This window comes from Dactylosporangium sucinum (assembly GCF_014647515.1).
GTDB lineage: Bacteria > Actinomycetota > Actinomycetes > Mycobacteriales > Micromonosporaceae > Dactylosporangium > Dactylosporangium sucinum.
Genome location: NZ_BMPI01000003.1, coordinates 42466 through 65724, shown reverse-complemented (window position 1 = coordinate 65724; position 23259 = coordinate 42466). Strand labels below are relative to the sequence as shown.

General features: G+C 73.7%; 24 protein-coding genes and 1 pseudogene. 19 read left to right on the top strand and 6 right to left on the bottom strand.

Going from position 1 to position 23259, the window contains the following annotated elements; translation table 11 throughout:
• Positions 1 to 15 precede the first annotated feature (15 nt).
• On the bottom strand, positions 16 to 303 hold the full coding sequence (locus tag IEZ31_RS02935; protein ID WP_190248132.1) for a DUF3040 domain-containing protein: 288 nt from the start codon (positions 301 to 303) through the stop codon (positions 16 to 18).
• 282 nt (positions 304 to 585) lie between these two features.
• Between IEZ31_RS02935 and IEZ31_RS02930 the strand changes: the two genes are divergently transcribed.
• The 5 genes from IEZ31_RS02930 to IEZ31_RS02910 all read left to right on the top strand — a co-directional run bounded on the left by IEZ31_RS02930 (position 586) and on the right by IEZ31_RS02910 (position 4707).
• On the top strand, positions 586 to 1464 hold the full coding sequence (locus IEZ31_RS02930) for a lipocalin-like domain-containing protein (protein WP_190248131.1): 879 nt from the start codon (positions 586 to 588) through the stop codon (positions 1462 to 1464).
• Positions 1465 to 1503: 39 nt separating this feature from the next.
• The gene (locus IEZ31_RS02925; RefSeq protein WP_190248130.1) at positions 1504 to 2799 is read left to right on the top strand and encodes an AI-2E family transporter; all 1296 of its coding nucleotides are present in this window, start codon (positions 1504 to 1506) and stop codon (positions 2797 to 2799) included.
• A 9-nt stretch (positions 2800 to 2808) separates the two neighbouring features.
• Positions 2809 to 3252: a nitroreductase family deazaflavin-dependent oxidoreductase gene (locus IEZ31_RS02920; protein ID WP_190248129.1), complete on the top strand. Its 444-nt coding sequence runs from the start codon at positions 2809 to 2811 to the stop codon at positions 3250 to 3252.
• A complete protein-coding gene (locus IEZ31_RS02915) occupies positions 3245 to 4132 on the top strand; it encodes a glycoside hydrolase family 88 protein (protein WP_190248128.1) in 888 nt (295 codons plus the stop codon). Before IEZ31_RS02920 ends, IEZ31_RS02915 begins: the two co-directional genes overlap by 8 nt.
• 92 nt (positions 4133 to 4224) lie before the next feature.
• Entirely contained in the window at positions 4225 to 4707 is a 483-nt protein-coding gene (locus IEZ31_RS02910) for a GNAT family N-acetyltransferase (RefSeq protein WP_229834039.1), read from the top strand.
• Here the strand turns inward: IEZ31_RS02910 and IEZ31_RS02905 are convergent.
• Positions 4704 to 5987 carry an ATP-binding protein gene (locus IEZ31_RS02905; protein ID WP_229834033.1) on the bottom strand — a complete coding sequence of 428 codons (1284 nt, stop codon included), beginning with the start codon at positions 5985 to 5987 and terminating at the stop codon, positions 4704 to 4706. The two genes, IEZ31_RS02910 and IEZ31_RS02905, sit on opposite strands and share 4 nt — an antisense overlap.
• A 202-nt stretch (positions 5988 to 6189) precedes the next feature.
• Between IEZ31_RS02905 and uraD the strand changes: the two are divergent.
• The 10 genes and pseudogenes from uraD to alc form a co-directional block, all read left to right on the top strand.
• A pseudogene (gene uraD / locus IEZ31_RS02900) lies at positions 6190 to 6675 on the top strand (2-oxo-4-hydroxy-4-carboxy-5-ureidoimidazoline decarboxylase); the annotation flags it as partial.
• Positions 6672 to 6974, top strand: a complete 303-nt coding sequence (gene uraH, locus IEZ31_RS02895; RefSeq protein WP_229834032.1) for a hydroxyisourate hydrolase — start codon at positions 6672 to 6674, stop codon at positions 6972 to 6974. The pseudogene uraD and the gene uraH, both read left to right, overlap by 4 nt.
• On the top strand, positions 6975 to 7811 hold the full coding sequence (gene pucL / locus IEZ31_RS02890; RefSeq protein ID WP_190248125.1) for a factor-independent urate hydroxylase: 837 nt from the start codon (positions 6975 to 6977) through the stop codon (positions 7809 to 7811). It abuts the gene before it with no gap.
• A complete protein-coding gene (locus IEZ31_RS02885) occupies positions 7799 to 8650 on the top strand; it encodes an FAD binding domain-containing protein (RefSeq protein ID WP_190248124.1) in 852 nt (283 codons plus the stop codon). The genes pucL and IEZ31_RS02885 overlap by 13 nt, the downstream gene beginning before the upstream one ends.
• On the top strand, positions 8641 to 9099 hold the full coding sequence (locus IEZ31_RS02880; RefSeq protein WP_190248123.1) for a (2Fe-2S)-binding protein: 459 nt from the start codon (positions 8641 to 8643) through the stop codon (positions 9097 to 9099). The genes IEZ31_RS02885 and IEZ31_RS02880 overlap by 10 nt, the downstream gene beginning before the upstream one ends.
• Entirely contained in the window at positions 9096 to 10445 is a 1350-nt protein-coding gene (locus tag IEZ31_RS02875) for an 8-oxoguanine deaminase (protein WP_190248122.1), read from the top strand. The genes IEZ31_RS02880 and IEZ31_RS02875 overlap by 4 nt, the downstream gene beginning before the upstream one ends.
• 109 nt (positions 10446 to 10554) lie before the next feature.
• The gene (pucD, locus tag IEZ31_RS02870) at positions 10555 to 12813 is read left to right on the top strand and encodes a xanthine dehydrogenase subunit D (RefSeq protein WP_190248121.1); all 2259 of its coding nucleotides are present in this window, start codon (positions 10555 to 10557) and stop codon (positions 12811 to 12813) included.
• Positions 12813 to 13973 carry a DUF6986 family protein gene (locus IEZ31_RS02865; protein ID WP_190248120.1) on the top strand — a complete coding sequence of 387 codons (1161 nt, stop codon included), beginning with the start codon at positions 12813 to 12815 and terminating at the stop codon, positions 13971 to 13973. The genes pucD and IEZ31_RS02865 overlap by 1 nt, the downstream gene beginning before the upstream one ends.
• Positions 13970 to 15265 (top strand): allantoinase AllB, encoded by a 1296-nt coding sequence (gene allB / locus IEZ31_RS02860; protein WP_190248119.1) that lies wholly within the window; start codon positions 13970 to 13972, stop codon positions 15263 to 15265. The genes IEZ31_RS02865 and allB overlap by 4 nt, the downstream gene beginning before the upstream one ends.
• Positions 15252 to 16196, top strand: coding sequence for an allantoicase (gene alc / locus IEZ31_RS02855; RefSeq protein ID WP_229834028.1), 945 nt, complete (start codon positions 15252 to 15254; stop codon positions 16194 to 16196). The genes allB and alc overlap by 14 nt, the downstream gene beginning before the upstream one ends.
• Positions 16197 to 16327: 131 nt before the next feature.
• On the opposite strand, the gene IEZ31_RS02850 is transcribed toward alc, so the two are convergent.
• Positions 16328 to 16705 carry a MarR family winged helix-turn-helix transcriptional regulator gene (locus tag IEZ31_RS02850; RefSeq protein WP_190248117.1) on the bottom strand — a complete coding sequence of 126 codons (378 nt, stop codon included), beginning with the start codon at positions 16703 to 16705 and terminating at the stop codon, positions 16328 to 16330.
• Positions 16706 to 16807: 102 nt separating this feature from the next.
• On the opposite strand from IEZ31_RS02850, the gene IEZ31_RS02845 reads away from it, so the two are divergent.
• From IEZ31_RS02845 to IEZ31_RS02835, 3 genes are all read left to right on the top strand, one after another.
• Complete coding sequence (locus IEZ31_RS02845) at positions 16808 to 18223, top strand: MFS transporter (protein WP_229834026.1); 1416 nt, start codon at positions 16808 to 16810, stop codon at positions 18221 to 18223.
• 121 nt (positions 18224 to 18344) lie between these two features.
• The gene (locus IEZ31_RS02840; protein ID WP_190248115.1) at positions 18345 to 18764 is read left to right on the top strand and encodes a DUF6326 family protein; all 420 of its coding nucleotides are present in this window, start codon (positions 18345 to 18347) and stop codon (positions 18762 to 18764) included.
• A 38-nt stretch (positions 18765 to 18802) separates the two neighbouring features.
• Complete coding sequence (locus IEZ31_RS02835) at positions 18803 to 19804, top strand: LLM class flavin-dependent oxidoreductase (protein ID WP_190248114.1); 1002 nt, start codon at positions 18803 to 18805, stop codon at positions 19802 to 19804.
• On the opposite strand, the gene IEZ31_RS02830 is transcribed toward IEZ31_RS02835, so the two are convergent.
• Positions 19799 to 20218 (bottom strand): SRPBCC family protein, encoded by a 420-nt coding sequence (locus IEZ31_RS02830; protein WP_190248113.1) that lies wholly within the window; start codon positions 20216 to 20218, stop codon positions 19799 to 19801. The genes IEZ31_RS02835 and IEZ31_RS02830 overlap by 6 nt on opposite strands.
• A 154-nt stretch (positions 20219 to 20372) precedes the next feature.
• On the opposite strand from IEZ31_RS02830, the gene IEZ31_RS02825 reads away from it, so the two are divergent.
• Positions 20373 to 20882, top strand: a complete 510-nt coding sequence (locus IEZ31_RS02825; RefSeq protein ID WP_229834024.1) for a GNAT family N-acetyltransferase — start codon at positions 20373 to 20375, stop codon at positions 20880 to 20882.
• Positions 20883 to 21038: 156 nt separating this feature from the next.
• Here IEZ31_RS02825 and IEZ31_RS02820 read toward each other — a convergent pair whose 3' ends face one another.
• Positions 21039 to 22637, bottom strand: a complete 1599-nt coding sequence (locus IEZ31_RS02820) for a methyl-accepting chemotaxis protein (protein ID WP_190248111.1) — start codon at positions 22635 to 22637, stop codon at positions 21039 to 21041.
• Positions 22638 to 22683: 46 nt separating this feature from the next.
• Positions 22684 to 23199 carry a gluconokinase gene (locus IEZ31_RS02815; RefSeq protein ID WP_190248110.1) on the bottom strand — a complete coding sequence of 172 codons (516 nt, stop codon included), beginning with the start codon at positions 23197 to 23199 and terminating at the stop codon, positions 22684 to 22686.
• Positions 23200 to 23259 lie beyond the last annotated feature (60 nt).

Here is a 23259-nt window from a genome sequence, read left to right as displayed (position 1 = left end):
TTGGCGGAGACTATTTCAGGGGTTTATGGGGTCGCCCGGCCGGTCGGGGTTGGACGGCCGGTAGGTCCACACTCCGCCGGCCACGCCGAGGGCGCAGATCGCCAGGACCGCCCCGGGGACGGATTTGGCGGCCAGCCCGATGACGACGCCGACGACGGCGGCGATGGCGATGACGACCGCGGTCACGCGACGGGGTGTGACGCGGCGGGTCATGGCCCGGTTGAATCCGTTGACGAACCGCGTGTCGTCACGCAACGCGGCTTCGATGTCCGCGAGCCGCTTCTGCTCGCTCTCGCTGAGCATGATGCCCAACCTCCTCCGACGGGCCTGCCCGTGCGCGATGGGTACCCGTTCCGCTCGATGGTCACACAAATCACCGGCCTGTGGGTCGGTCGATCGGCGCCAAGTGGGATTCTGCAGGTCATCGGCCTGACGTTTCGCGGCTTTTGTCGGATCAACCGACCTGCGCAAAGACGCCCACGTATGTAATTCTCGACGGCGAACTGCGCCGGGTGACCGGAGCGCGGCGGCCGTCCGCAACGGTCGCCTGAAGAACCAAGCGTGAACTTTCGGGGAGGATCCGTCGTGGACCCGCAGCACCACTGGCAGCAACCGCAGGACCAGACCGGCGCTTACGGTCCGCCACCGGGTCAGCCGCCCTACCCGCCCCAGCAGTATCCGCCGCAGCAGCAGTACCCGCCCCAGCAGCAGTATCCGCCCCAGCAGCAGCAGTACCCCGCACAGCCGTACTCCACGGTGCCCTACGCGAGCCAGCCGTACAGCGCGCCGCCCCAGCAGCAGTACCAGCACCCCGGCCCCTACCAGCCGCCGGCCCAGTACCAGGCGCCCGTGCCGGTGGCGCCGCCGAGGCGCAACCGGTGGTTCGCCGCGCTCGTCATCAGCGCCGTGCTGCTCGTGATCATGGCGGTCGCCGTGGTCGTCGTCGCCACCACCCGCGGCGGCGACGACAAGACCCCGGTCGCGGCCGGCACCGCCTCGTCGTCACCGAAGGGCCCGGTCGACGCCTGTCTGATCGGCAAGTGGAAGCAGACCGGCTACCAGCGCCAGGTCGTGCTCGGCGACACCGACGTCGGCACGCGCGAGAGCCTCGGCACGATCAAGATGACCGGCGGCGGCAAGCAGTGGACGATCAACGCCGACGGCAGCGCGATCGAGGACGACGCCAAGACGGTCTACAGTGGAAAGACGCCGGACGGCCGCACGGTCACGGCGACGTTCTCCGGCTCGACCGAGTGGACCCTCAAGACCGACGGCAACCAGATCAGCTACGCCGGCAAGGAGAGCACCGCGTCGGTGCTCATCTCGGTCAACGGCGCCGACAAGGGCCGCATCGACCTCGAGCCCAACCTCGACCCCACGAAGTACACCTGCACCGGCGACATCTGGCGGACGACCAGCAACTCCGACCCCGACGCGTTCAGCCGGTTCGACCGGGTGAAGTAACCAGCGTGAAGCAGCCCGCCCGGGGGTACTGGCCAGGGCATGGCGACATGGATCACCCAGGTCGGTGAGCGGGCCCGGGCGCGGCTGACCACCGCCCGCAAGGGCGCCCCGGTCCCACCCTTCGTCCCCGGCGCGGGCGAGGGGGACGTGCTGCTCGTCCACCCGGCGTCCACAGTGGAGAACGGCATCCCCCGCGGCATCAAGGTCGCGGGGGCCTGGGCCTGGCGGATCATCCTGTTCGTCCTGGCCGCGTACCTGCTGCTCCAGCTGATCTCGGCGCTGCGGCTGGTGGTGATCCCGGTCGCCGTCGCGCTGCTGCTCGCCGCGCTGCTCGAACCCGCGGCCGGGTGGCTGCGACGGCACGGCATGCACCGCTCGCTCGCCGCCGCGATCGTGCTCGTCGGCGGCCTCATCGTGGTCTTCGGCGGCCTCGGCGTGATCGTCTACACCTTCATCGCCCAGTTCAACGACCTGGCTCGGCAGGTGCGGGGCGGCCTGAACGAGATCCGCCACTGGCTCTCCTACGGCCCGCTGCACATCTCCGAACGGCAGCTCAACGAAGCGGTCGACCAGTTGCAACGGCAGGTGACGGCGAACCGCGGCGCGCTCACGTCCGGCGCCCTGAGCACCGCCACGACCCTCGGCGAGGTGCTCACCGGGTTCTTCCTGGTGCTGTTCACGCTGTTCTTCTTCCTGCGCGACGGCGCGCAGATCTGGCACTTCCTGTGCCGCCTGCTGCCCGGGCAGGCCCAGCTGCCGGTCGCCCGGGCCGGGCACTACTCCTGGTTCACCCTCACCTCGTACGTGCGGGCCACGGTCCTGGTCGCGTTCGTCGACGCGGTCGGCATCGGCATCGGCCTGGTCGTGCTGCGGATCCCGCTCGCCCTGCCGCTGGCCGCGCTGGTCTTCCTCGGCGCGTTCATCCCGGTCGTCGGCGCCACGCTGTCCGGCACCGTGGCCGTCCTCGTCGCGCTCGTCACCCACGGGCCGGTGAGCGCCCTGCTCGTGCTCGGCGTGGTCATCGCCGTCCAGCAACTGGAGGGCCACGTCCTCCAACCGCTCATCATGGGCCGGGCGGTCGCCCTGCACCCGCTGGCGATCATCCTCGCCATCACCACCGGTGTCGTCGTCGCCGGGATCGTCGGTGGCCTGGTCGCCGTGCCGCTGCTCGCGATCGGCAACACCGCGGTGCGGTACCTCGCCCATCACCCGGACGGCGAGCCCACGCCGGAGGGCGAGGCGCCCGGCACGGAGCCGGCCGACGAGGCGCCCCGCACGGAGCCGCCCGCCGAGGATGAGAAAGGTACCGTCGAAGCCGACCATGAGCAGCCGTAAGGAGCGAGCATGCCGTTGACCGGTGAGTACGAGCCGAGCCCGACCGACTGGGCGCGCGAGCAGGCCGAGCTGTTCGAGCGCACGAACGGCGCGGAGGGCAACACGCTGCGCGGGCGGCCGATCATCCTGCTGACCTCGCTGGGGGCGAAGTCCGGGAAGATCCGCAAGACCCCGCTGATGCGGGTCGAGCACGACGGGGAGTACGCGGTGGTCGCCTCGCAGGGCGGCGCGCCGCAGCACCCGGTCTGGTACCACAACCTCGTCCAGCACCCGCTGGTCGAGCTGCAGGACGGCCCGGTCCGCAAGGACTACACCGCCCGCGAGGTGACCGGCGAGGAGCGCGAGACCTGGTGGAAGCGGGCGACGGCGACCTGGCCCGACTACGACGACTACACGAAGAAGACCGACCGCACGATCCCCGTCTTCGTGCTCACGCCGGTCGCGGATGCGTGATCATCCGGTACTGCTGACGCTGCTGGCCATGCAGCGGCAGAACTGGGAGCAGGGCGTGGCCACCCACGCCCTGCTGGACCTCGGGCTCGGCGACCTCGCCGCGCGGCTGGCCCGCGACGCGGCCGTGCACCGCAGCGCCGACGGCCGGCTGGGCACCATCGGCGGCGACGCCGGGTCGGTCAACTCGGGTGCGCTGTACGAGGCGGCGGTACTGGCGGACCTGACCGACGCCGCCTCCGCCCAGCTCGACTGGATCGTCACGGCGGCGCCGCGGGCCGCCGACGGCACGCTGTTCCACCTGCTCAGCGGGCCGGAGGTGTGGGCCGACACGGTGTACATGGTGGTGCCGATGCTCGCCTTCGCCGGCCGTCCCGACCTCGCCGTCGCCCAGGTCGAGGGCCACCGGGCCCGGCTGTGCACCGGCGGGCTCTACGCGGCCCGGCACGACGAGGCGACCGGCACGCTGGCCGGGCCCGAGCACTGGGGCACCGGCAGCGGCTGGGTCGCGGCCGGGATCGCCCGCGCGATCCGGCACGACCCCGCCCTGGCCGGGCCGCTGGCCGGGCACGCCCGCGAGGTGCTGGACGCCTGCCTCGCGTGCCGGCGCGCCGACGGGCTGTTCGGCAACGTGCTGGACGATCCCGGCTCGTTCCGGGAGGCGAACGTCGCGCAGATGCTCGAGTACACGATCCGCGTCGGTGTCGCCGACGGCTGGCTCCCCGCCGCATACCTGGGCACGGCGGCGTCGCTGCGCGAGGCGGTCGCGCCGCTCGTCGACGACGGCTGGGTGACCTCGGTGTGCGGCGCGCCGACGTTCGACCGCCCGGGCGTGTCGGCCGAGGCCCAGGCGTTCCACCTGCTCGCGCTCGCGGCCGGCTGAGCGCGGCGGCGTGCTCGGCCGCCGGGCCCGGACCGCGACGCCCGGCCGTAAATCACCTGACGGGGCGATGGCGGCGCCGCTAGGTTCACGGCGTGACACCGGATGTGGCGGTACGGCGGGCAGGCGCGGACGACGCGGAGGAGCTCGTCCGGCTGCGGTTGGTGATGATGGAGTCGGTCGACGGCACCGCTCCCCCGCCCGGCGACTGGTCCCGCAACGCCGCCGCATCCCTGCGCCGCCGCCTGCCGCTGCCGGACGCCCCGATCGCGGCCTTCGTCGTCGACCGCCCGTCGCCGCCCGGGCTGGTGGCGTGCGCGGTGGGCGTCTTCGAGGAGCGGCTGGCGTCCCCGGTCAACCCGAACGGCCTGGCCGGCTACGTGTTCAACGTGGCGACGGACCCGCAGTACCGCCGCCGCGGCTACTCGACGGCGTGCATGCGGGCGCTGCTGGCCTGGTTCGCGGCCCACGACGTCGCGGTGGTCAACCTCCGCGCCTCGGACGACGGCCTCCCGGTCTACGAGCGGCTGGGCTTCGAGCTCCAGCCCGGCCCGGCGATGCGCCTGCGCCTCGGTTAGCTCCGCAGCCTGGTCAGGGCGGCCAGCAGGTCGGCCTGGGTGATCGGGCCCGCCGGGGCGCCCGAGCGGGCCTCCTGCATGGCCTTGTCGAGCTGGGCGCGGCGCAGCGCCTCCTTGAGGTCGGCGCCGGTCAGGCCCGGGGACTCGGTGGCCAGCGCGTCGGCGTCGACGTCGTCGGCGAACATGCGGAAGCCCGGGGTCTCGTGGCGGGCGATCAGGCCGCGCAGCAGCTTGGTCAGGATGTCGGCGCGGGCGCGGCGGGCCGGCACGGGCACCGCGAGCTTGAGGTCGAAGCGGCCCGACCGGACCAGCGAGGCGTCCACGCGGTCGGGGAAGTTCGTCGTGGCCACGACGATCACGTTGGGGTTCTCCGCGATGAGCGTGTTCATCTCCTGCTTGAAGATGCCCGCCACCGCGTTGATCATCTGCCCGGCGGCGTCGAAGGCCTGGCCCGTGTAGGTGATGATGGAGTCGAACTCGTCGAACAGCAGGACGGTCGGCTCGCGCAGGTGGCGGGCCTCGGCGAAGATCCGCTGGATGTTCTTCTCCGAGTTGCCGACCCACTTGTCGAGGATCTCGGGGGTGCGGATCTCGCGCAGCTCGCCGCCGATCTCGTTGGCGAGGGCCTGGGCGAGCATCGTCTTGCCGGTGCCGGGCGGCCCGTAGAGCAGGATGCCCTGCGGGCGGGTCGCGCCCCAGCGGGCCATGACGTCCGGATGGCGGAACGACACGGCCACGTCGCGGAACTGGGCGACCACGTCCTCGAGCCCGCCGACGTCGTCGAGGCGCACGCCGGGCGACCGGTCCGCGACGACCGCCGGGCTGACCGTGACGGGCCCCTCGGCCCCGGTCAGCTGCATGACGGTGAGCATCAACGCGGGCAGCGAGGCGCTGCGGACGACCAGGTCGGGCCCGTCCTCGACCACGGTGACCCGCGGGTCGACGTCGATCGCGGGCGACGGCCGCGCCGACCGGGCGATGCCCACGGCGACGACCGCACCGAGCACCGCGCCGGGCAGCCCGAGCAGCCGGAACAGCGCCCCGCCGGCCGCACCGCCGGCGAACATCCTGGCCAGCGCGGGCAGGCTGAACGAGCTGCGCACCCACCGGGCGGCATACCCGTCCGGCCCGGTGGTGACCTCGACCCCGCGCTCGGGCAGGTCATGCCCGAGCGGCCGGCGCGGCCCACCGGCCTCGATCAGGTGGCCGTCGATGATGCGCACCTCCCGCCCGGAGGCGGCGACGACCTCGACGGCCGGACGCAGCGACGCATCGGCCATGTGTTCGAGTCTGCCACGGAGCGGCGCGTCCGCGCGGCACGAGCCGTTGCCCCAACAGCGGGGGCGCATGCCGGACGAAAGGGGCATAATCGGAGTGTTCGGGCACCGACACAGACCGCCCGGCGGCGACGCGTGATCAGTTCGCGGCAGGGCTGGACTTGAAACATCCTCGGAGTAGGGTGCCGAGGATACCGAGAGGGGGGCCATGCTCGACCGGTTCAACGACCTGGCGCCCGAGGCTGCGGCCGAGGCCCTGCTGGCCTGCTGCGCCTCGCCCGGCTGGGCCGCCCGCGTCGTCGCCGGGCGGCCATACGTAACAGCGGCCGACCTGGTCGTCGCCGGAGTCGCGGCGTTCGACGACCTCGGCTGGGCCGACCTGCGGCGGGCGCTCGACGCCCACCCGCGCATCGGCGAACGACCCGGCGGCGAGCACCCGGAGGCCGCCTGGTCGCGCCGCGAGCAGTCCGGCGTGCGGGGTGCCGAGGACGAGCTGCGGGACGTCAACCGCGCCTACGAGGAGCGGTTCGGGCACCTGTTCCTGATCTTCGCCAGCGGCCGGACGGCCGAGGAGATCCTCGCCGCGGCCCGCGGACGGCTGCGCAACGACGACGAGGCCGAGCAGACCGTCGTGCGGGGCGAGCTGCGGAAGATCGTCGAACTACGGCTGGAGCGGCTGGTGACTGTTTGAGCATCTCGACCCACGTGCTGGACACGGCCCGCGGAGTGCCGGCCGCGGGGGTGCCGATCCGCCTGGAGAAGGACGGCACCGTCCTGGGTGCCGGGCGCACCGACACCGACGGACGGATCAGATGGGACGGCCCGACCGATCGCGGCCGGTATCACCTCGTCTTCGACATCCTCGCGTACCACGGGCCCGACGCGTTCTACCCCGAGGTCGCCATCACGTTCACCGTCGTCGACGAGCGCCACCACCACGTCCCGCTGCTGCTGAGCCCGTTCGGATACTCGACCTACCGGGGGAGCTGAATGCTGGGATCCAACCAGTACGGCAAGGCCGAGATCCGGATCGTGCGGGTCGACCGCCGCCCCGGCGGCGACGAGCTCACCGACCTCAACGTCAGCGTCGCGCTGCGCGGCGACCTGGCCGCGAGCCACCTCACCGGCGACAACAGCAACGTGCTGCCCACCGACACCCAGAAGAACACCGTCTACGCCTTCGCCCGGCAGCACGGCATCGACAGCATCGAGTCCTTCGCGCAGCGGCTCGCCGAGCACTTCGTCGCGAGCCAGGAGAGCATCCGCGAGGCCCGGGTCTCCATCGAGCAGTACCTCTGGCGCAAGGTCGACGGCAACCACACCTTCGAGAGGACCGCCGAGACCCGCACCGCGACCGTCCACCACGGACCCCACGGGACCCAGACCGTCAGCGGGGTCAGGGATCTCGTCCTGCTGAAGACGACCGACTCCGAGTTCCACGGCTTCGTCAAGGACCGCTACACCACGCTGCCCGAGACCGCCGACCGCATCCTCGCCACCTCGGTCAACGCCACCTGGCGCCACGACGGCGCCGACCCCGGCGCGGCGAAGCGCGCGCTGGTGGAGGCGTTCGCCGACACGCACAGCCTGGCGTTGCAGCAGACGCTGTACGGCATGGGATCCCGCGTCCTGGAGCGCTGCCCCGAGGTCGTCGAGGTGAAGCTGTCGCTGCCCAACAAGCACCACTTCCTCGTCGACCTGACCCCGTTCGGGCTGGACAATCCCAACGAGGTCTACTACGCCGCCGACCGGCCGTACGGGCTGATCGAGGGCGTCGTGCGCCGCGACGGCGTGGAGGTGCCGGAGGAGGTCGTGTGGAGTTTCTGAGACCGTCCACGTGGGACGAGGCGCTCGCCGCCAAGGCCGAGCATCCGGACGCGGTGCCGATCGCGGGCGGGACCGACGTCATGGTCGAGCTGAACTTCGACCGCCGCCGCCCGCCGGCCCTGCTCGACCTCACCCGCGTCGCCGAACTCCGGGCGTGGTCGGCGGACGGCGACCGGCTGCGGATCGGGGCCGGCGTCACGTACCGCCGCCTCATCGACGAGCTCGGCGGCCGCCTGCCCGGCCTGGCGATGGCGGCCCGGACGGTCGGCTCGCCGCAGATCCGCAACCGCGGCACCGTCGGCGGCAACCTCGGCTCGGCCTCCCCCGCCGGCGACGCCCACCCGCCGCTGCTGGCCTCGGGCGCGCTGGTCGAGGTGGCGTCCGTGCGGCACGTGCGGACCATCCCGGTCGAGGACTTCTTCGTCGGCCCCAAGCGCAGCGCCCTGGCCCGGGACGAGCTCATCGCCGCGTTCCTCGTGCCCGCGTCCGGCGGGCCGCAGCAGTTCGCCAAGGTCGGCACCCGCAACGCCATGGTCATCGCCGTCTGCTCGTTCGCGCTCGCGCTGCACCCCGCCGAGCGGCGCGTCGGCACCGGCATCGGCTCGGCCGGCCCCACCCCGCTGCGCGCGGCCGAGGCCGAGTCGTTCGGGGCCGAACTGCCCTGGGAGAGCCGGGAGCCGCTGCCCGAGGCGACCGTGCGCCGGTTCGGCGAGCTGGTCGGCGCGGCGGCCCGGCCGATCGACGACGTGCGCGGCAGCGCCGGCTACCGGCGGCACGCGCTCGCCGTCCTCGGTGGACGGACGCTGCGCTGGGCGTGGGAGGAGTACCGATGCGGGTGAACGTGACCGTCAACGGCGAGCCGATGCGGGCCGACGACGTGTGGGCGGGCGAGAGCCTGCTCTACGTGCTGCGCGAGCGGCTCGGCCTGCCGGGCGCCAAGAACGCCTGCGAGCAGGGCGAGTGCGGCTCGTGCACGGTGTACCTCGACGACGTGCCGGTCTGCTCCTGCCTGGTCGCCGCCGGGCAGGCGGAGGGCCGGGCGGTCCGGACCGTCGAGGGGCTGGCCGCCCCGGAGGCGTTGCACCCGGTCCAGCAGGCGTTCCTCGCCGCCGGCGCCGTCCAGTGCGGGTTCTGCACCCCGGGCCTCGTCGTCGCGGTACACGATCTGCTGGAACGGAACCCGCGCCCGAGCGAGCCGGACATCCGCGAGGCGCTGGCCGGCAACCTGTGCCGGTGCACCGGCTACGAGCACATCGTGGCCGCCGTCAAGCTGGCCGCGGCGTCATGATCGTCATCGAGCACTGCGCGGTCGCCACCGTCGACGGCGCCGGCACCGAGTACGCCGACGGCCACGTCGTCGTCCAGGGCGACCGGATCGTGGCCGTCGGCCCCGGCACCTACCCGGGCGGCCACGCCGGCGTCACCCGCGTCGACGGCACCGGCTGCCTGGCCACCCCCGGCCTGGTCAACACCCACCACCACCTCTACCAGTGGGCCACCCGCGGCCTGGCCCAGCAGGAGATCCTGTTCGGCTGGCTCACCGAGCTGTACCCGATCTGGGCCCGTCTCGACGCCGGCATCGTGCACGCCGCCGCGTCCGCCGGGCTCGCGCAGCTGGCGCTGTCGGGCTGCACGACGACCACCGACCACCACTACGTCTTCCCGCGGGAGGGCGGCGACGTCCTCGCGGCCGAGATCGACGCGGCGGCCGCGGTCGGGCTGCGGTTCCACCCGTGCCGCGGCTCGATGGACCTCTCCGTCAAGGACGGTGGCCTGCCGCCCGACACCGTCGTCGAGGACACCGACGCCGCGCTCGCCGCGACGAAGGCCGCGATCGACCGCTTCCACGATTCCTCGCCCGGCGCGATGGTGCGCATCGCGGTGGCGCCCTGCAGCCCGTTCTCGGTGACCCCGCGCCTCATGCGCGAGGCGGCCGACCTGGCCCGGGCCGAGGGCGTGCGGCTGCACACGCACCTCGCCGAGACGATCGAGGAGGAGTCGTACTGCCGGGAGGTGCACGGCTGCACCCCGGTCCAGTACGCCGAGCAGCTCGGCTGGCTGGGCGACGACGTCTGGCTGGCCCATGCCGTGCACCTCGACGACGGCGCGATCGCCAAGCTCGGCGCGACCGGCACCGGCGTGGCCCACTGCCCCAGCTCCAACGGCCGGCTCGGGGCCGGCATCGCCCCGGTCCGGGCCCTCCTCGACGCCGGCGCGCCGGTCGGCCTCGGCGTCGACGGCGCCGCCTCCCAGGAGGCCGGCCAGCTCGGGCCGGAGCTGCGCCAGGCGCTGTACCTCGCCCGCCTGCGCGGCGGCCCGGCCGCCCTGACCGCCCGCGAGTCCCTGGCGCTGGGCACCATCGGCGGCGCCCGCTGCCTGGGTCGCGCCGACGAGCTCGGCTCGCTGGAGCCCGGCAAGCTGGCCGACGTGGCGCTGTGGCGGCTCGACGGCCTCGGCCACGCCGGCATCGCCGACCCGGTCGCGGCCCTGGTCTTCGGCCCGCAGGCCCCGCTGCGCCTCCTCCTGGTCGGCGGCCGCGCCGTGGTCCAGGAGGGCGCCCTGTCCACGGTGGACGAACCGACCGTGGCCGCCGCCCTGGCGAGGTCCGCCCGCACCCTCCGGGAGCCCCGATGACCCCCGCGTCGATCTTGCAGTTGTGGTGCCAGGACGCTCCGCGAATGTCCGGGTTTGTCAGGCACCACAAGTGCAAGATCGACGCGGAGGGGGTGGGGGGATGAGCGCGATGGGCACTACGGCGACCGAGCAAGGGAGCAGGGCCGGGATCGGGGCCTCGCCGGTGCGGCCGGACGGCACGCTCAAGGTCACCGGGGAGTTCGCGTTCTCGTCGGACCTGTGGGCCGACCGGATGCTGTGGGGTGCGACCCTGCGCAGCCCGCACCCGCGGGCCCGGATCGTGCGCGTCGACCTCACCGGGGCGGTTGCGACCACCGGGGTCCACGCCGTGCTCACCGCCGACGACGTTCCGGGGCACAAGCGGTACGGCCTGGAACACCGCGACCAGCCCGTGCTCGCGATGGGCCAGGTGCGCTACGCCGGGGAGCCGGTGGCGATCGTCGCCGCCGACCACCCGGAGACGGCGCGGCGGGCCGCGGCCCGGATCGTGGTCGAGTACGAGGTGCTGCCGCCCGTCGTCGACGGCGAGATAGCGCTCGACCCCGCCACCGACCGGGTGCACGAGGCGGGCAACCTGCTGCGGCACGTGCCGATCCGCAAGGGCGACCCGGATGCGACCGCACCCGTCGTGGTCACCGGCGAGTACGAGGTCGGCATGCAGGACCAGGCCTTCCTCGGGCCGGAGTCCGGCCTCGCGATCCCGGCCGAGGACGGCGGCGTCGACCTGTTCGTCGCCACCCAGTGGCTGCACGGCGACCTCGGGCAGGTCGCCGACTGTCTCGGGCTGCCGCCGGACAAGGTGCGGCTCAGCCTGGCCGGCGTCGGCGGCGCGTTCGGCGGGCGCGAGGACGTGTCGATGCAGGTCCACGCCTGCATGCTCGCCCTGCACACCGGGCGGCCGGTGAAGATGGTGTACTCCCGGGAGGAGTCCTTCTTCGGGCACGTGCACCGGCACCCGGCGAAGCTGGCCTACGAGCACGGCGCCGACGAGGACGGCAAGCTGGTCTACGTGAAGGCCCGCATCGTGCTCGACGGCGGCGCCTACGCGTCCACGTCGATGGCGGTCGTCGCCAACGCGACCACGCTCGGCGTCGGGCCGTACCGGGTGCCCAACGTGACGATGGACGGCTACGCCGTCTACACGAACAACCCGCCCTGCGGTGCGATGCGCGGCTTCGGCGCGGTGCAGGCCTGCTTCGCCTACGAGTCGCAGATGGACAAGCTGGCCGAGCGGCTCGGCCTCGACCCGGTCGAGCTGCGGGTGCGCAACGCCCTCGAACCCGGCGACACCATGCCGACCGGGCAGGTCGTCGAGGGCCCGGCGCCGGTCGCCGAGCTGCTGCGCCGGGTCCGGGCCGAGCCGCTGCCGGCCGGGGCGAGCGGCGACCCGCGCGAGCTGCCGGGCGGCGTGGCCAACACGACCCACGGCGAGGGCGTGCGGCGGGGCGTCGGCTACGGCATCGGCATCAAGAACGTCGGCTTCTCCGAGGGCTTCGACGACTACTCGACGGCGCGCGTGCGGCTGGAGGTGGTCGGCGGCGAGCCGGCCGTCGTCGTGCACACCGCCGCCGCCGAGGTCGGGCAGGGGCTGGTCACCGTGCAGGCCCAGATCGCCCGCACCGAGCTGGGCGTCGAGCAGGTCACGGTGGCGACGGCCGACACCTCGGTCGGCAGCGCCGGGTCGTCGTCGGCGTCGCGGCAGACGTACGTGACCGGCGGCGCCGTCCGGGCGGCGTGCGCGGCCGTGCGCGACGAGGTGCTGCGGCGCGTCGGCCGCACCGACGCATCCCTCGAGGGCGGAAAGGTCGTCGCCGCCGAGGGGGTGGTCGCCGACCTCGCCGACGTGCTCGCGGACGAGCCGATCGAGCGGACCGTCGAGTGGCGGCACCGGCCGACGTTCCCGATCGACCCGGCGACCGGGCAGGGCGACGCCCACGTGCAGTACGCGTTCGCGGCCCACCGGGCGGTCGTCGACGTCGACGTGGAGCTGGGCCTGGTGCGCGTCGTCGAGATCGCCACCGCGCAGGACGTCGGCCGGGCGCTGCACCCGCAGTCGGTGCGCGGCCAGATCGCCGGCGGCACCGCGCAGGGCCTCGGCCTGGCCGTCATGGAGGAGATCCAGGTCGTCGGCGGGAAGATCCGCAACCCGTCGTTCACCGACTACCTCATCCCGACCATCCTCGACGTGCCGCCGATGCGCATCGACGTGCTGGAGCTGGGCGATCCTTCGGCCCCGTACGGGCTGCGCGGGGTCGGCGAGCCGCCGACGATCTCGTCGACGCCGGCGGTCGTCGCCGCGATCCGCGCCGCGACCGGCCTGCCGCTCAAGCGCGTGCCGGTGCGGCCCGAGCACCTCACGGGGACCTGATGGCGCTGTCGGAGCGGGACCTCGACGAGCTGCGAGCCGCCGCCGAGCACCTCGACCGGTTGCTGCTGCCCGGCCAGGTCGACGAGGTGGTGGCGCGCCGGCCGGTGCACACCGCCTACGTGCCCGCCGACCGGTTCGACGCGGGGACGGTCGCGGCGTGGGGCGCGGCCGCCCGCGACGCCGTGCGCGACCACGGCCCGCCGGCCGGTTTCCCGGCGTCCACTGTGGACATGGTGCTGGCCAAGCTGGCGGCCGAGCCGATCGAGGACCTGCGGGTCGACTTCGAGGACGGCTACGGCTACCGGGACACCGAGGACCAGGACGCGCTGGCGGCCGGGGCCGCCCTGCGCGCGGGCGCGCCGCCGTTCTCCGGGCTGCGCTGCAAGAGCCTCGAACCGTCCACCGTGGACCGGGCCGCCCGCACCGTCGACGCGTTCCTGACCGGCCTCGGCCCGCCGCCGCCCGGGTTCGTCGTCACGTTCCCGAAGGCGACCTCGGCGGCGCACGCCGACGTCGCGGTGCTGCTGTGCCGGCAGCTGGAGCACGCGCACGGGCTGGCCGACGGCACGCTGCGATTCGAGCTGCAGGTCGAGACCCCGCAGGCGGTGCTCGGCGCCGACGGCCGCTCGCCGCTGCCCGAGATGATCGTGCGCTCGCACGGCCGGCTCGCCGGCTTCCACTACGGCACCTACGACTACAGCACCGCGCTCGGGATCGCCCCCGGCCAGCAGTCGCTGGAGCACCCGGTCGCCGACCACGCCAAGGCGGTCATGCAGGTCGCGGTCGCCGGCACCGGCGTGCACGTCAGCGACGGCTCCAGCAACGTGCTGCCGGTCGGCTCGCCGCAGGAGGTGCACGCGGCCTGGGACCTGCACGCCCGGCTGGTGCGCCGCAGCCTGGAGCGCGGTCTCCACCAGGGCTGGGACCTGCACCCCGCGCAGCTCGTCACCCGGTTCGCCGCGACCTTCCAGTTCTACCTCGACGGCCTGCCGCCGGCCCGCCGCCGCCTCGACGACTACCTGGCCCGCCGCGCGTCGGGCGTCCTCGACGAGCCGGCCACCGCCCGGGCGATCGCCCGCTTCCTGCTCCGCGGGCTGCACTGCGGCGCGCTGCGGCGCGACGACCTGGGCCATCCGATCGAGGACCTGGAGGCCTTGTGAGCTTCACGCTGCGGTCGAAGCAGGTGCACCTCCCGCAAGGCCCGCGCCCGGCCACCCTCACCGTCGACGGCGAGCGCATCGCGGCGATCGGGCCGTACGACGCGCCCTGCGACACCGACCTCGCCGACCTGGCGCTGCTGCCCGGGCTCGTCGACACCCACGTGCACGTCAACGAGCCCGGCCGCACCGAGTGGGAGGGCTTCGCCACCGCCACCCGCGCGGCCGCGGCCGGCGGCGTGACGACGATCGTCGACATGCCGCTGAACTCGCTGCCGCCCACCACGTCGGTCGCCGCGCTGCGCGAGAAGCAGGCCGCGGCCGCCGGCCAGTGCTTCGTCGACGTCGGGTTCTGGGGCGGCGCCGTCCCCGGCAACGCGGGCGACCTGCCGGCGCTGCACGAGGCCGGGGTGTTCGGGTTCAAGAGCTTCCTCGTCGACTCCGGCGTGCCCGAGTTCCCGCCGCTCGACGCGGCCGGTCTCGGACTGGCTTTCGCGGCCGTCGACGCGCTGTTCGTCGTCCACGCCGAGGACCCCGCGGCGCTGCGGCCGGCGCCGCCGTCGCGCGCCTACGCCGACTTCCTGGCCTCCCGGCCGCCGGCGGCCGAGGTGTCGGCCGTCGGCACCGCGCTGTCGGCCGCGGCGACCGCCGGCGCCCGGGTGCACATCCTGCACCTGTCGGCCGCCGACGCGCTGCGGCTGCTGCGGCAGGCGCGGGAGGACGGTGTGCGGGCCAGCGCCGAGACGTGCCCGCACTACCTGACGCTCGACGGGCTCGCCGTCCCCGACGGGGCGACCGAGTTCAAGTGCTGCCCGCCGATCCGCGACCCCGGCAACCAGGACGGGCTGTGGGCGGGGCTGGCCGACGGGACGATCTCGATCGTGGTGTCCGACCACTCGCCGAGCACGCCCGCGCTGAAGCGGCGGGACTCCGGCGACTTCGCCGCGGCGTGGGGCGGGATCGCGTCGCTGCAGCTGGGGCTGCCGGTGATGTGGACCGCGGCCCGCGAGCGCGGCTTCACCCTCGCCGACGTCGTGCGCTGGATGTCGACCGGCCCGGCGGACCTGGTGGGGCTGCGCACCAAGGGGCGGCTGGTCGTCGGCGCCGACGCGGATCTCGTGGCCTTCGATCCCACGGGCTCGTTCGTCGTCGATCCGTCCCGGCTGTACCACCGGCATCCCGTCACGCCCTATGCCGCCACGCCGCTCTCGGGCGTGGTGCACCGCACCTGGCTGCGGGGCGCTCCGGTGGGGGATGATCCACGAGGGAGGTTCCTGCGCCGTGACGTTCACTGAGCTGCCCGACCTGGCCTCGCGACTGCTCGGCGGTGGCGTGGTCGACGCCAACGACGAGTTCTTCGCCGCCCGCGACAACCTGGTGAACCCCGACCCGTCGACGTTCGAGACCTGGACGTACGGCCCCAAGGGGAAGGTCTACGACGGCTGGGAGACCCGCCGCCGGCGCGAGCCCGGCCACGACTGGGCGGTCGTCCGGCTGGGCGCGCCGGGCGTGGTCCACGGCGTGGTCGTCGACACCGCGCACTTCACGGGCAACTTCCCGCCGTACGTCTCGGTCGACGGCTGCGCGGTGGCGGGCTACCCGTCGCCCGCGGAGCTGGCGCTCGCGGAATGGGTGCCGCTCGTCCCCCGCTCGCCGGTGCGCGGCGACACGCAGAACCCGTTCGAGGTCACGCCCGGCCCGCGCGTCACCCACGTGCGGCTCAACATCTACCCCGACGGCGGCGTGGCCCGCCTGCGCGTGCACGGCACGGTCGTGCCCGACCCGGCGCTGCTGCACGGCATGACGGTCGACCTGGCCGCGCTGGAGCTCGGCGGGCTGGTCGTGGACTGCAGCAACCGGTTCTACGGCTCCCCCAACAACCTCATCCTGCCCGGCCAGGCCCGGATCATGGGCGAGGGCTGGGAGACGGCCCGCCGCCGCGACGACGGCAACGACTGGGTGCTGGTCCGCCTCGCCGCCGCCGGGCGGGTCCGGCTGGCCGAGCTGGACACCACCCACTTCAAGGGCAACGCGCCCGGCTGGGCCCGGCTGCGCGGCACGACGGACCAGGCCGACTGGTTCGACCTGCTGCCGCGCACCCGCCTGCAGCCCGACACCCGGCACCGGTTCCGGGTCGACGCCACCCGCGCGGCCACCCACGTGCGCCTCGACGTGTACCCCGACGGCGGTATGGCCCGCCTCCGGCTGTGGGGCGAGACCGGGTGACCCGCGCGGCTCCCAGGTCGAGTTGACCTTGGTGGGTTTCGGTCGCCCCGGCGACGGTGATCCACCAAGGTCAACTCGCCGAACCGGGCCGAACCGGGCTGAACCGGGCCGAACCGGGCGGGCCCGAGTCGCTATGCCGGCTGCAGGTGCTCGGCCAGGATCGCCAGGTGGGTGGCGCGGGCCGCGGTGTGGCGGGCCAGGCCCGGCTCGGTGATCTTCACGAAGACGCCGCGGCGGTCGGCCTCGCACAGGGCGCGCTCGACCAGGCCGGCCTTCTCCAGGCGGGCGACGGCGCGGGACAGGGCGCTCTGGCTGAGGTACATGTCGGCGGCCAGGTCCTGCATGCGGCGCTTCTCACACTCCTGCGCGATGAGACGATCGAGGATCTCGAACTCGCTCAGGGTCAGGCCGTGCCGGTCCTGCAGGGCGCGCTCCAGGTGGCCGGCCACCTCGTTGTAGCTGGTCAGCAGGGAACGCCAGCGTTCGACCAGCACCCCCTCCGACGTCATGCGCCGCATCCTACTCCTCGCCGGGTGAAAATGCGCGAGCATTAAATGCTTGAGCATCTTGTGCGTGGACATTGGATGCGCGTGCATCTAGTGTCGCCAACCGTGACTACGACACTCACGGGGGTTCGTGCGGAAGCCGCGGCCCCACCGGTCAACCCCACCCGGCTGTGGGGCGTGCTCGCCGTGCTGTGCGCGGTGCTCTTCCTCGACGCGCTCGACGTCTCGATGGTCGGCGTGGCACTGCCCTCCATCGGCGCCGAGCTCGGGCTGTCGACGACCTCCCTGCAGTGGATCGTCAACGGGTACGTGCTCGGGTACGGCGGCCTGCTGCTCCTCGGCGGGCGCACCGCGGACCTGCTCGGGCGGCGGCGGGTCTTCCTCGTCGCGCTCGGGGTGTTCGCGGTGGCGTCGCTCGTCGGCGGGCTGGTCGACGACGGGACGCTGCTCATCGCCACGCGGTTCGTGAAGGGGCTCGCCGCGGCCTTCACGGCGCCGACCGCCCTGTCCATCCTCACCACGACGTTTCCGGAGGGGCCGGCGCGCAACCGGGCGCTGTCGGTGTTCTCGGTGTTCGGCGCGAGCGGGTACTCCTCCGGGCTCATCCTCGGCGGCCTGCTCACCAGCGTCGGCTGGCGCTGGACGTTCCTCATCCCGGTGCCGATCGCGATCGGCGCGCTCGTGGCCGGCGCGCTGCTCATCCCGCGGGACCGCCCGGCCGCGGAGGGCGGGCACGACCTGGCCGGCGCGGTGACCCTCGTCGGCGGCATGCTCCTGGCCGTCTACACCGTGGTGTCCGCGCCCGCGCGCGGCTGGCTGGACCCGGTGACGATCGGCTCGGCCGTGGTCGCGGCGCTGCTCCTGGCCGGCTTCGTGCTCGTGGAGCTGACGGTGCCGCACCCGCTGATCCGCCTCGGCATCCTGCGGGTGGGCGCGATCGTGCGGGCCAACGTGAGCATGGTGGCGCTCTTCGGGTCCTACCTGAGCTTCCAGTTCATGATGACGCTGTACCTCCAGGACGTGCTGCACTGGTCCCCGCTGCGGATGGCACTGGCGCTGCTGCCGGCGGGCCTGCTGGTGGCGTTCGCGTCGCCGTTCGTCGGACGGCTGGTCACGCGGTACGGGACGGGGCCGCTGATCGTCTCGTCGATGCTGTCGATGAGCCTCGGCTACGGCTGGTTCCTGCTCACGGCGGGCGACCGCCCTGCCTACCTGCTGTCGACCCTGCCGACGATGCTGCTGCTGGGTGGCGGCTTCGCGTTCGGCTTCAGCGCGATCATGGCCCAGGCCACGGACGGGATCGCGGACAGCGAGCAGGGCCTGGCCAGCGGGCTGGTGCAGACGTCGGGGCAGGTCGGGGCGGCGCTCGTCCTGGCCCTCGTGACGGCGCTGGTGTCGGGGGTGGCGGCCTCGTTCGCGCACTACCGGCCGGGGATCGACCTGGTGGCCGTGGTGGCGGTGGTCGGGCTGGTGCTGAGCCTGGCGCCGGTGTTCGCCCGGTCACGCGGGCGGCACGCGTAGGTCATCGCGAAGGCGGCGGTCGTCCCCGGGCGGCCGCCGCCGGCGTTTCCCTCTCGCGACCAGGCCGGTTCCCTCCGCGGAGGGTGGGCCCGCGGACGCGCGATCCCTACCGTCGGAAGCCGTGACCAGACTCTCCGCGCTGTGGACCTTCGCCGTCCTCAACTACCTCTACTGCGACGTGCTCGGGCACATGGATGCCGACGTGCTCAACGGCCTGCTCGACCGCGAGGTCGACGGGATGCGGATCACGCCCGGGTTCCTGTTCGGCGCCGGCGTGCTCATGGAGATCCCGATCGCCATGGTGCTGCTGTCGCTGCTGCTGCCGTTCCGCGCGAACCGGATCGCCAACCTCGTCGCCGGCGCCGTCATGACGCTCGTGCAGGCCGCGACGCTCTTCGTCGGGACGCCGACGGCGTACTACGTCTTCTACAGCGTGTTCGAGATCGCCGCCACGGCGTCGATCGTGTGGCTCGCCTGGCGCTGGGCTGCTCCACCGGCTCCGGCGCGTTCGCCCGCACATCACCCGTCCGCCGCAGCGTAGGGGAATAGCCGCCGGGTCCGCGGTGTTGACCATGGTTTGTGACCGAGCTTCCGCTTTCCGTCCTCGACGTCGCGCCCGTGGCCGCGAACGGCTCCGCCGGCGAGGCGCTGCGATTCACCACCGAGCTGGCGCGGCGCACGGAGGCGCTGGGATACCGGCGCTTCTGGGTCGCCGAGCACCACAACATGCCGGCCATCGCCAGCTCCTCACCCGCGGTGCTGCTCGCGCACCTCGCCGCCGCCACCACGACGATCCGGGTCGGCTCCGGCGGCGTGATGCTGCCCAACCACGCGCCGTTGGTGGTCGCCGAGCAGTTCGGCACCCTGGAGGCGCTCCACCCGGGCCGCATCGACCTGGGCATCGGCCGCGCGCCCGGCACCGACCAGTACACGGCGCTCGCCCTGCGCCGCACGATGGAGGGCCTGTCGGCGGAGAACTTCCCCGAGGAGCTGCAGTCGCTCATCGGGTACTTCACGGGCGGCGAACGCATCCTGGCGTCCCCGGGCCACGGGGAACGGCCGGAGGTGTGGCTGCTCGGGTCCAGCGGGTTCAGCGCGCAGCTCGCCGGGCTGATGGGCCTGCCGTTCGCGTTCGCGCACCACTTCAGCTCGCAGAACACGCTGCCCGCCCTGGAGCTGTACCGGCGCACGTTCCGCCCGTCGGAGGTGCTCGACCGGCCGTACGCGATGGTGGCCGTCAGCGCGACCGTCGCCGAGACCGACGAGGAGGCCGAGTTCCTGGCCGGGCCGGCCTCGCTGTCGTTCCTGCGGCTGCGCTCGGGCCGCCCGGAGGCGCTCGCCACGCCGGAGGAGGCGGCCGCCTACCCGTACACGCCGCGGGAGCGCGAGTTCGTCCTGGAGCGGCGGGCCGGGCAGGCCCTGGGCTCGCCCGCGACGGCCCGCCGCCAGCTCACGGAGCTGCTGGAACAGACGCAGGCGGACGAGTTCATGCTGACCTGCATGGTGTACGACCTGAAGGCGCGCATCCGCTCGTTCGAGCTCGTCCGGCAGGAGATCGCGCCGCACCTGCGGACCTCATGAGGAGAACCGGCGGGCCAGTTCGGCGGCCCGCCGCAGCTGCACCGAGCGGGCCTGGCCGCTGACGAACCGGCGCAGCAGCGCCGGCGACGTGACGGTGACCGTCTCGGTGACCTCGGTGCCGTCGCCGTCCGGCGCCAGGTCGACGACCGCCCGCAGCCGGACCCGGCCGGGGCTGACGACCTCGCTGGTCACCTGCCGCTCGGCGAGCGTCATGGTGACCCGGATGCGGTTGCGGTAGAGCCCGAAGCGCTCGACCGCCGTGTACCGCACCGTGTCGCCGTCCCGTTCGATGTCGCGGACCTCGACGACCAGCGGGGACAGGCCGACGTACGACTCGGGGTCGGCGAGGTGGGCGTGGACCGCGTCCGGGTCGGCGGCGACGGCGAACATGTGCGTGAAGACATCGACGGCCATGGCGACACACGGTAGCGTGGCGCGATCGCGGGCGGTCGTCCCGACCGGCGCCCGACGGCCGTCCATGCGATCGCGGGCGGTCGCCGGATGGCTTTCCCCGCGTTCATCGGCGAGGATGGCGGGCGATCTTGTCCGGCGAGCGAGGTGGGGCGTGGTGACGAAGACCTGGGTGCGGCTGCGGCCGGTGGTCGAGGGCGATCTGGCGATGTTCCGCCGGTTCGTCACCGAGCCGGGGCTGGCGGGGGCGGCGTGGACCGGCTATCACGACCCGTCGGGGCCGGCGCGGCGGTTCGCCGACGACGGGTACCTCGGCGCCGACGACGGCCGGCTGATGGTCGAGGCCGACGAGACCGCGGCCGGCTTCGTGAGCTGGGAGGCGGTCGGGGCGGGGCTGTCGCGGTACTGGAGCATCGGCATCGTCCTGCTGCCGGAGTGGCGCGGCCGCGGGGTCGGCTGGCGGGCCCAGACGCTGCTGTGCGACCACCTGTTCGCGACGAGCCCGGCGCCGCGCATCGAGGCGCGGACCCAGCCGGAGAACATCGCCGAGCAGAAGGCCCTGGAGAAGGTCGGCTTCCTCAGCGAGGGCATCCTGCGCTCGGCGGACTTCCGCGACGGGACGTGGCGCGACGTGCTCGTATACGGAAAGCTGCGCGGCGACCGCTGAATGCATTTCCGGACCCGGTCGAAGCAATTCGGTCCGGCCGGAAAAGCGGCGCAATACTTCCGGAATTCACCCCCCGAGCGTTCCGGGAGCGGCGCAATTCGGGTGCGTCCCGGTCCACCGTTCGGAGAATTGTCCCGCGGCGATTCCGGAAATAGGTCAGACGAGCTGGAACCGGGACACCACGCCGCGCAGTTCGGCCGACATCCGGGCGAGATCCTCGGCCGCGGCCCGGGCCTGCGTGACGCCGGCCGAGGTCAGCCGGGCCGCCTCGGCGAGCGACCCGACGGTGCCGGCGATCCGGTCGGCGCCGCCCGCCGCCTCGGCGACGTTGCGGGTCATCTCGGCCGTCGTCGCGCTCTGCTCCTCGACGGCCGCGGCGATCGTGGTCGAGTGCTGGCTGGTCTCGGTGATGACGTCGGCGATCCGGGTGACGGCGGTCGCGGCCGCGGCGGCGGCGCCCTGGATCGCGTCGATGCGGGCCGAGATGTCGCCGGTCGCCCGGGCCGTCTCCTGGGCCAGGTCCTTGACCTCGCCGGCCACGACCGCGAAGCCCTTGCCGGCCGCGCCGGCCCGGGCCGCCTCGATCGTCGCGTTCAGGGCGAGCAGGTTGGTCTGCTCGGCGATCGCGGTGATCGTCCGCAGGACGGTGCCGATCTCCGCGCTCGACCGGCCGAGCTCGGCGATCGTCTCGCCGGCCGTCCGGGCGCCGCTCACCCCGGCCCCGGCGACCCGGGCGGCCTCGGCGGCGCTGCGCGCGATCTCGGCGATCGCCGAGCCCATCTCCACCGTGCCGGCCGAGACCGTCCGGACGTTGCCGGAGACCTCGCCGGCGGCCGCCGACACGGTTGCCGCCTGGGCGCTGCCGCGCTCGGCGGTCGCCGCGATGTCGTTGCTCACCGCCGACAGCTCCTGGGCCGCCCCGGCGAGGGCGTGGCTGTTCTCCTCCACGGCCGCCATCGACGCCCGCAGCCGGCCGGTCGCTGTGTTCAGCTCGCCGGCCATCCGGCCCAGCTCGTCGCGGCTGGTGACGTCGGCGGTGCGGGTCAGGTCGCCGACGGCCAGGCCGGCCACGACGTGCGACACGCGGCGCACGGCCCGGACCAGCTGGCCGGCGACGAGCAGTGCGACGACCACGGCCAGCAGCAGGCCGGTGCCGAGCAGCGACCAGGTCCAGACCTGCGCCGAGCGGTACGCGTCGTGGGTCGCGCCCAGCCGGTGCTGCGCCACGGCCCGCTCGGCGGCGCCGATGCGCACCACGACGTCGACCGCCTCGGTGACGAGCGGGCCGGTGACCTCGTCGTGGATCCGGGCGAGCTCGGCGTCGTCGCCCCGGCGGCTGGCGGGCAGGAACTCGCCGTCGATCACCGTGCGGTACCGGTCGAAGAGTTGGCGCAGCTCGCCGGACATCTCCTCGGACGCACCGGCGTTCGCCTCGTAGATCGCCAGGCGGTCGTCGAACGAGTCGTAGCCGGCCTCGATGAGCTGCTCGTAGCGGGCCGTCGCGGCACTGCCGTCCGAGATGCCGTGGTTGAGGACGTTGACCCGGACGTCGAAGAGGGCGTACAGCACCTCGTTGATCCGCTGGAGGGGGACGAGGCCCTCGTGGTACAGCAGCTGGGCCTCCTGGTTCATCTCGCGCATGCGCACCGCCGACTGCGCGCCGGTGCCGAGCGCGACCGCGCCGAGCACGGCGACGACGAAGAGCACCTTGGTGCGGACCGCGCGGTTGCCGATCCAGCGGGACAGCCACCCCATGATTCCCATTGCACCGCGAATCCGGGCAATCCGGGGCAGGTTTGCGCTAGCCCGCGTCGGGGTGCGCCTTCAGGACCGCCTCGACGATCTCGTTGGGCGACGGCTCGACCGACACCGCGGTCACGGCCTCGTCCGGCTCGGGCCGCTCCAGGTCGGCAAACTGGCTGTCGAGCATGTCCACGCGCATGAAGTGGCCGTGGCGGGCGATGAGCCGGCGCGCGATCAGCTCGCGGGAGCCGTCCAGGAACACCACGCGCACCTGCGGGCGGCCGGCGCGCAACTGGTCGCGGTAGGAGCGCTTCAGCGCGGAACAGGTGACGACGCCCGGCTCGCCGGCCGCGGCGCGCTCGTCGATCCACCGGCCGATGGCGTCCAGCCAGGGGCGGCGGTCGGCGTCGGTGAGGGGCTGACCGGCCGACATCTTCGCGACGTTCGCGGGTGGATGGAAGTCGTCGGCCTCCGCGTAGACCCAGCCCAGCCGGCCCGCGAGCAGGGCGCCGACCGTGGTCTTCCCGGTCCCGGCGACCCCCATGACGACGAACACGGGCGGCGCTTCAGGCATGCGGTGACGGTACCCGCCGGGCCGGACGGCCACACATGGTGTCCCGCCGGCCCGGTGGGG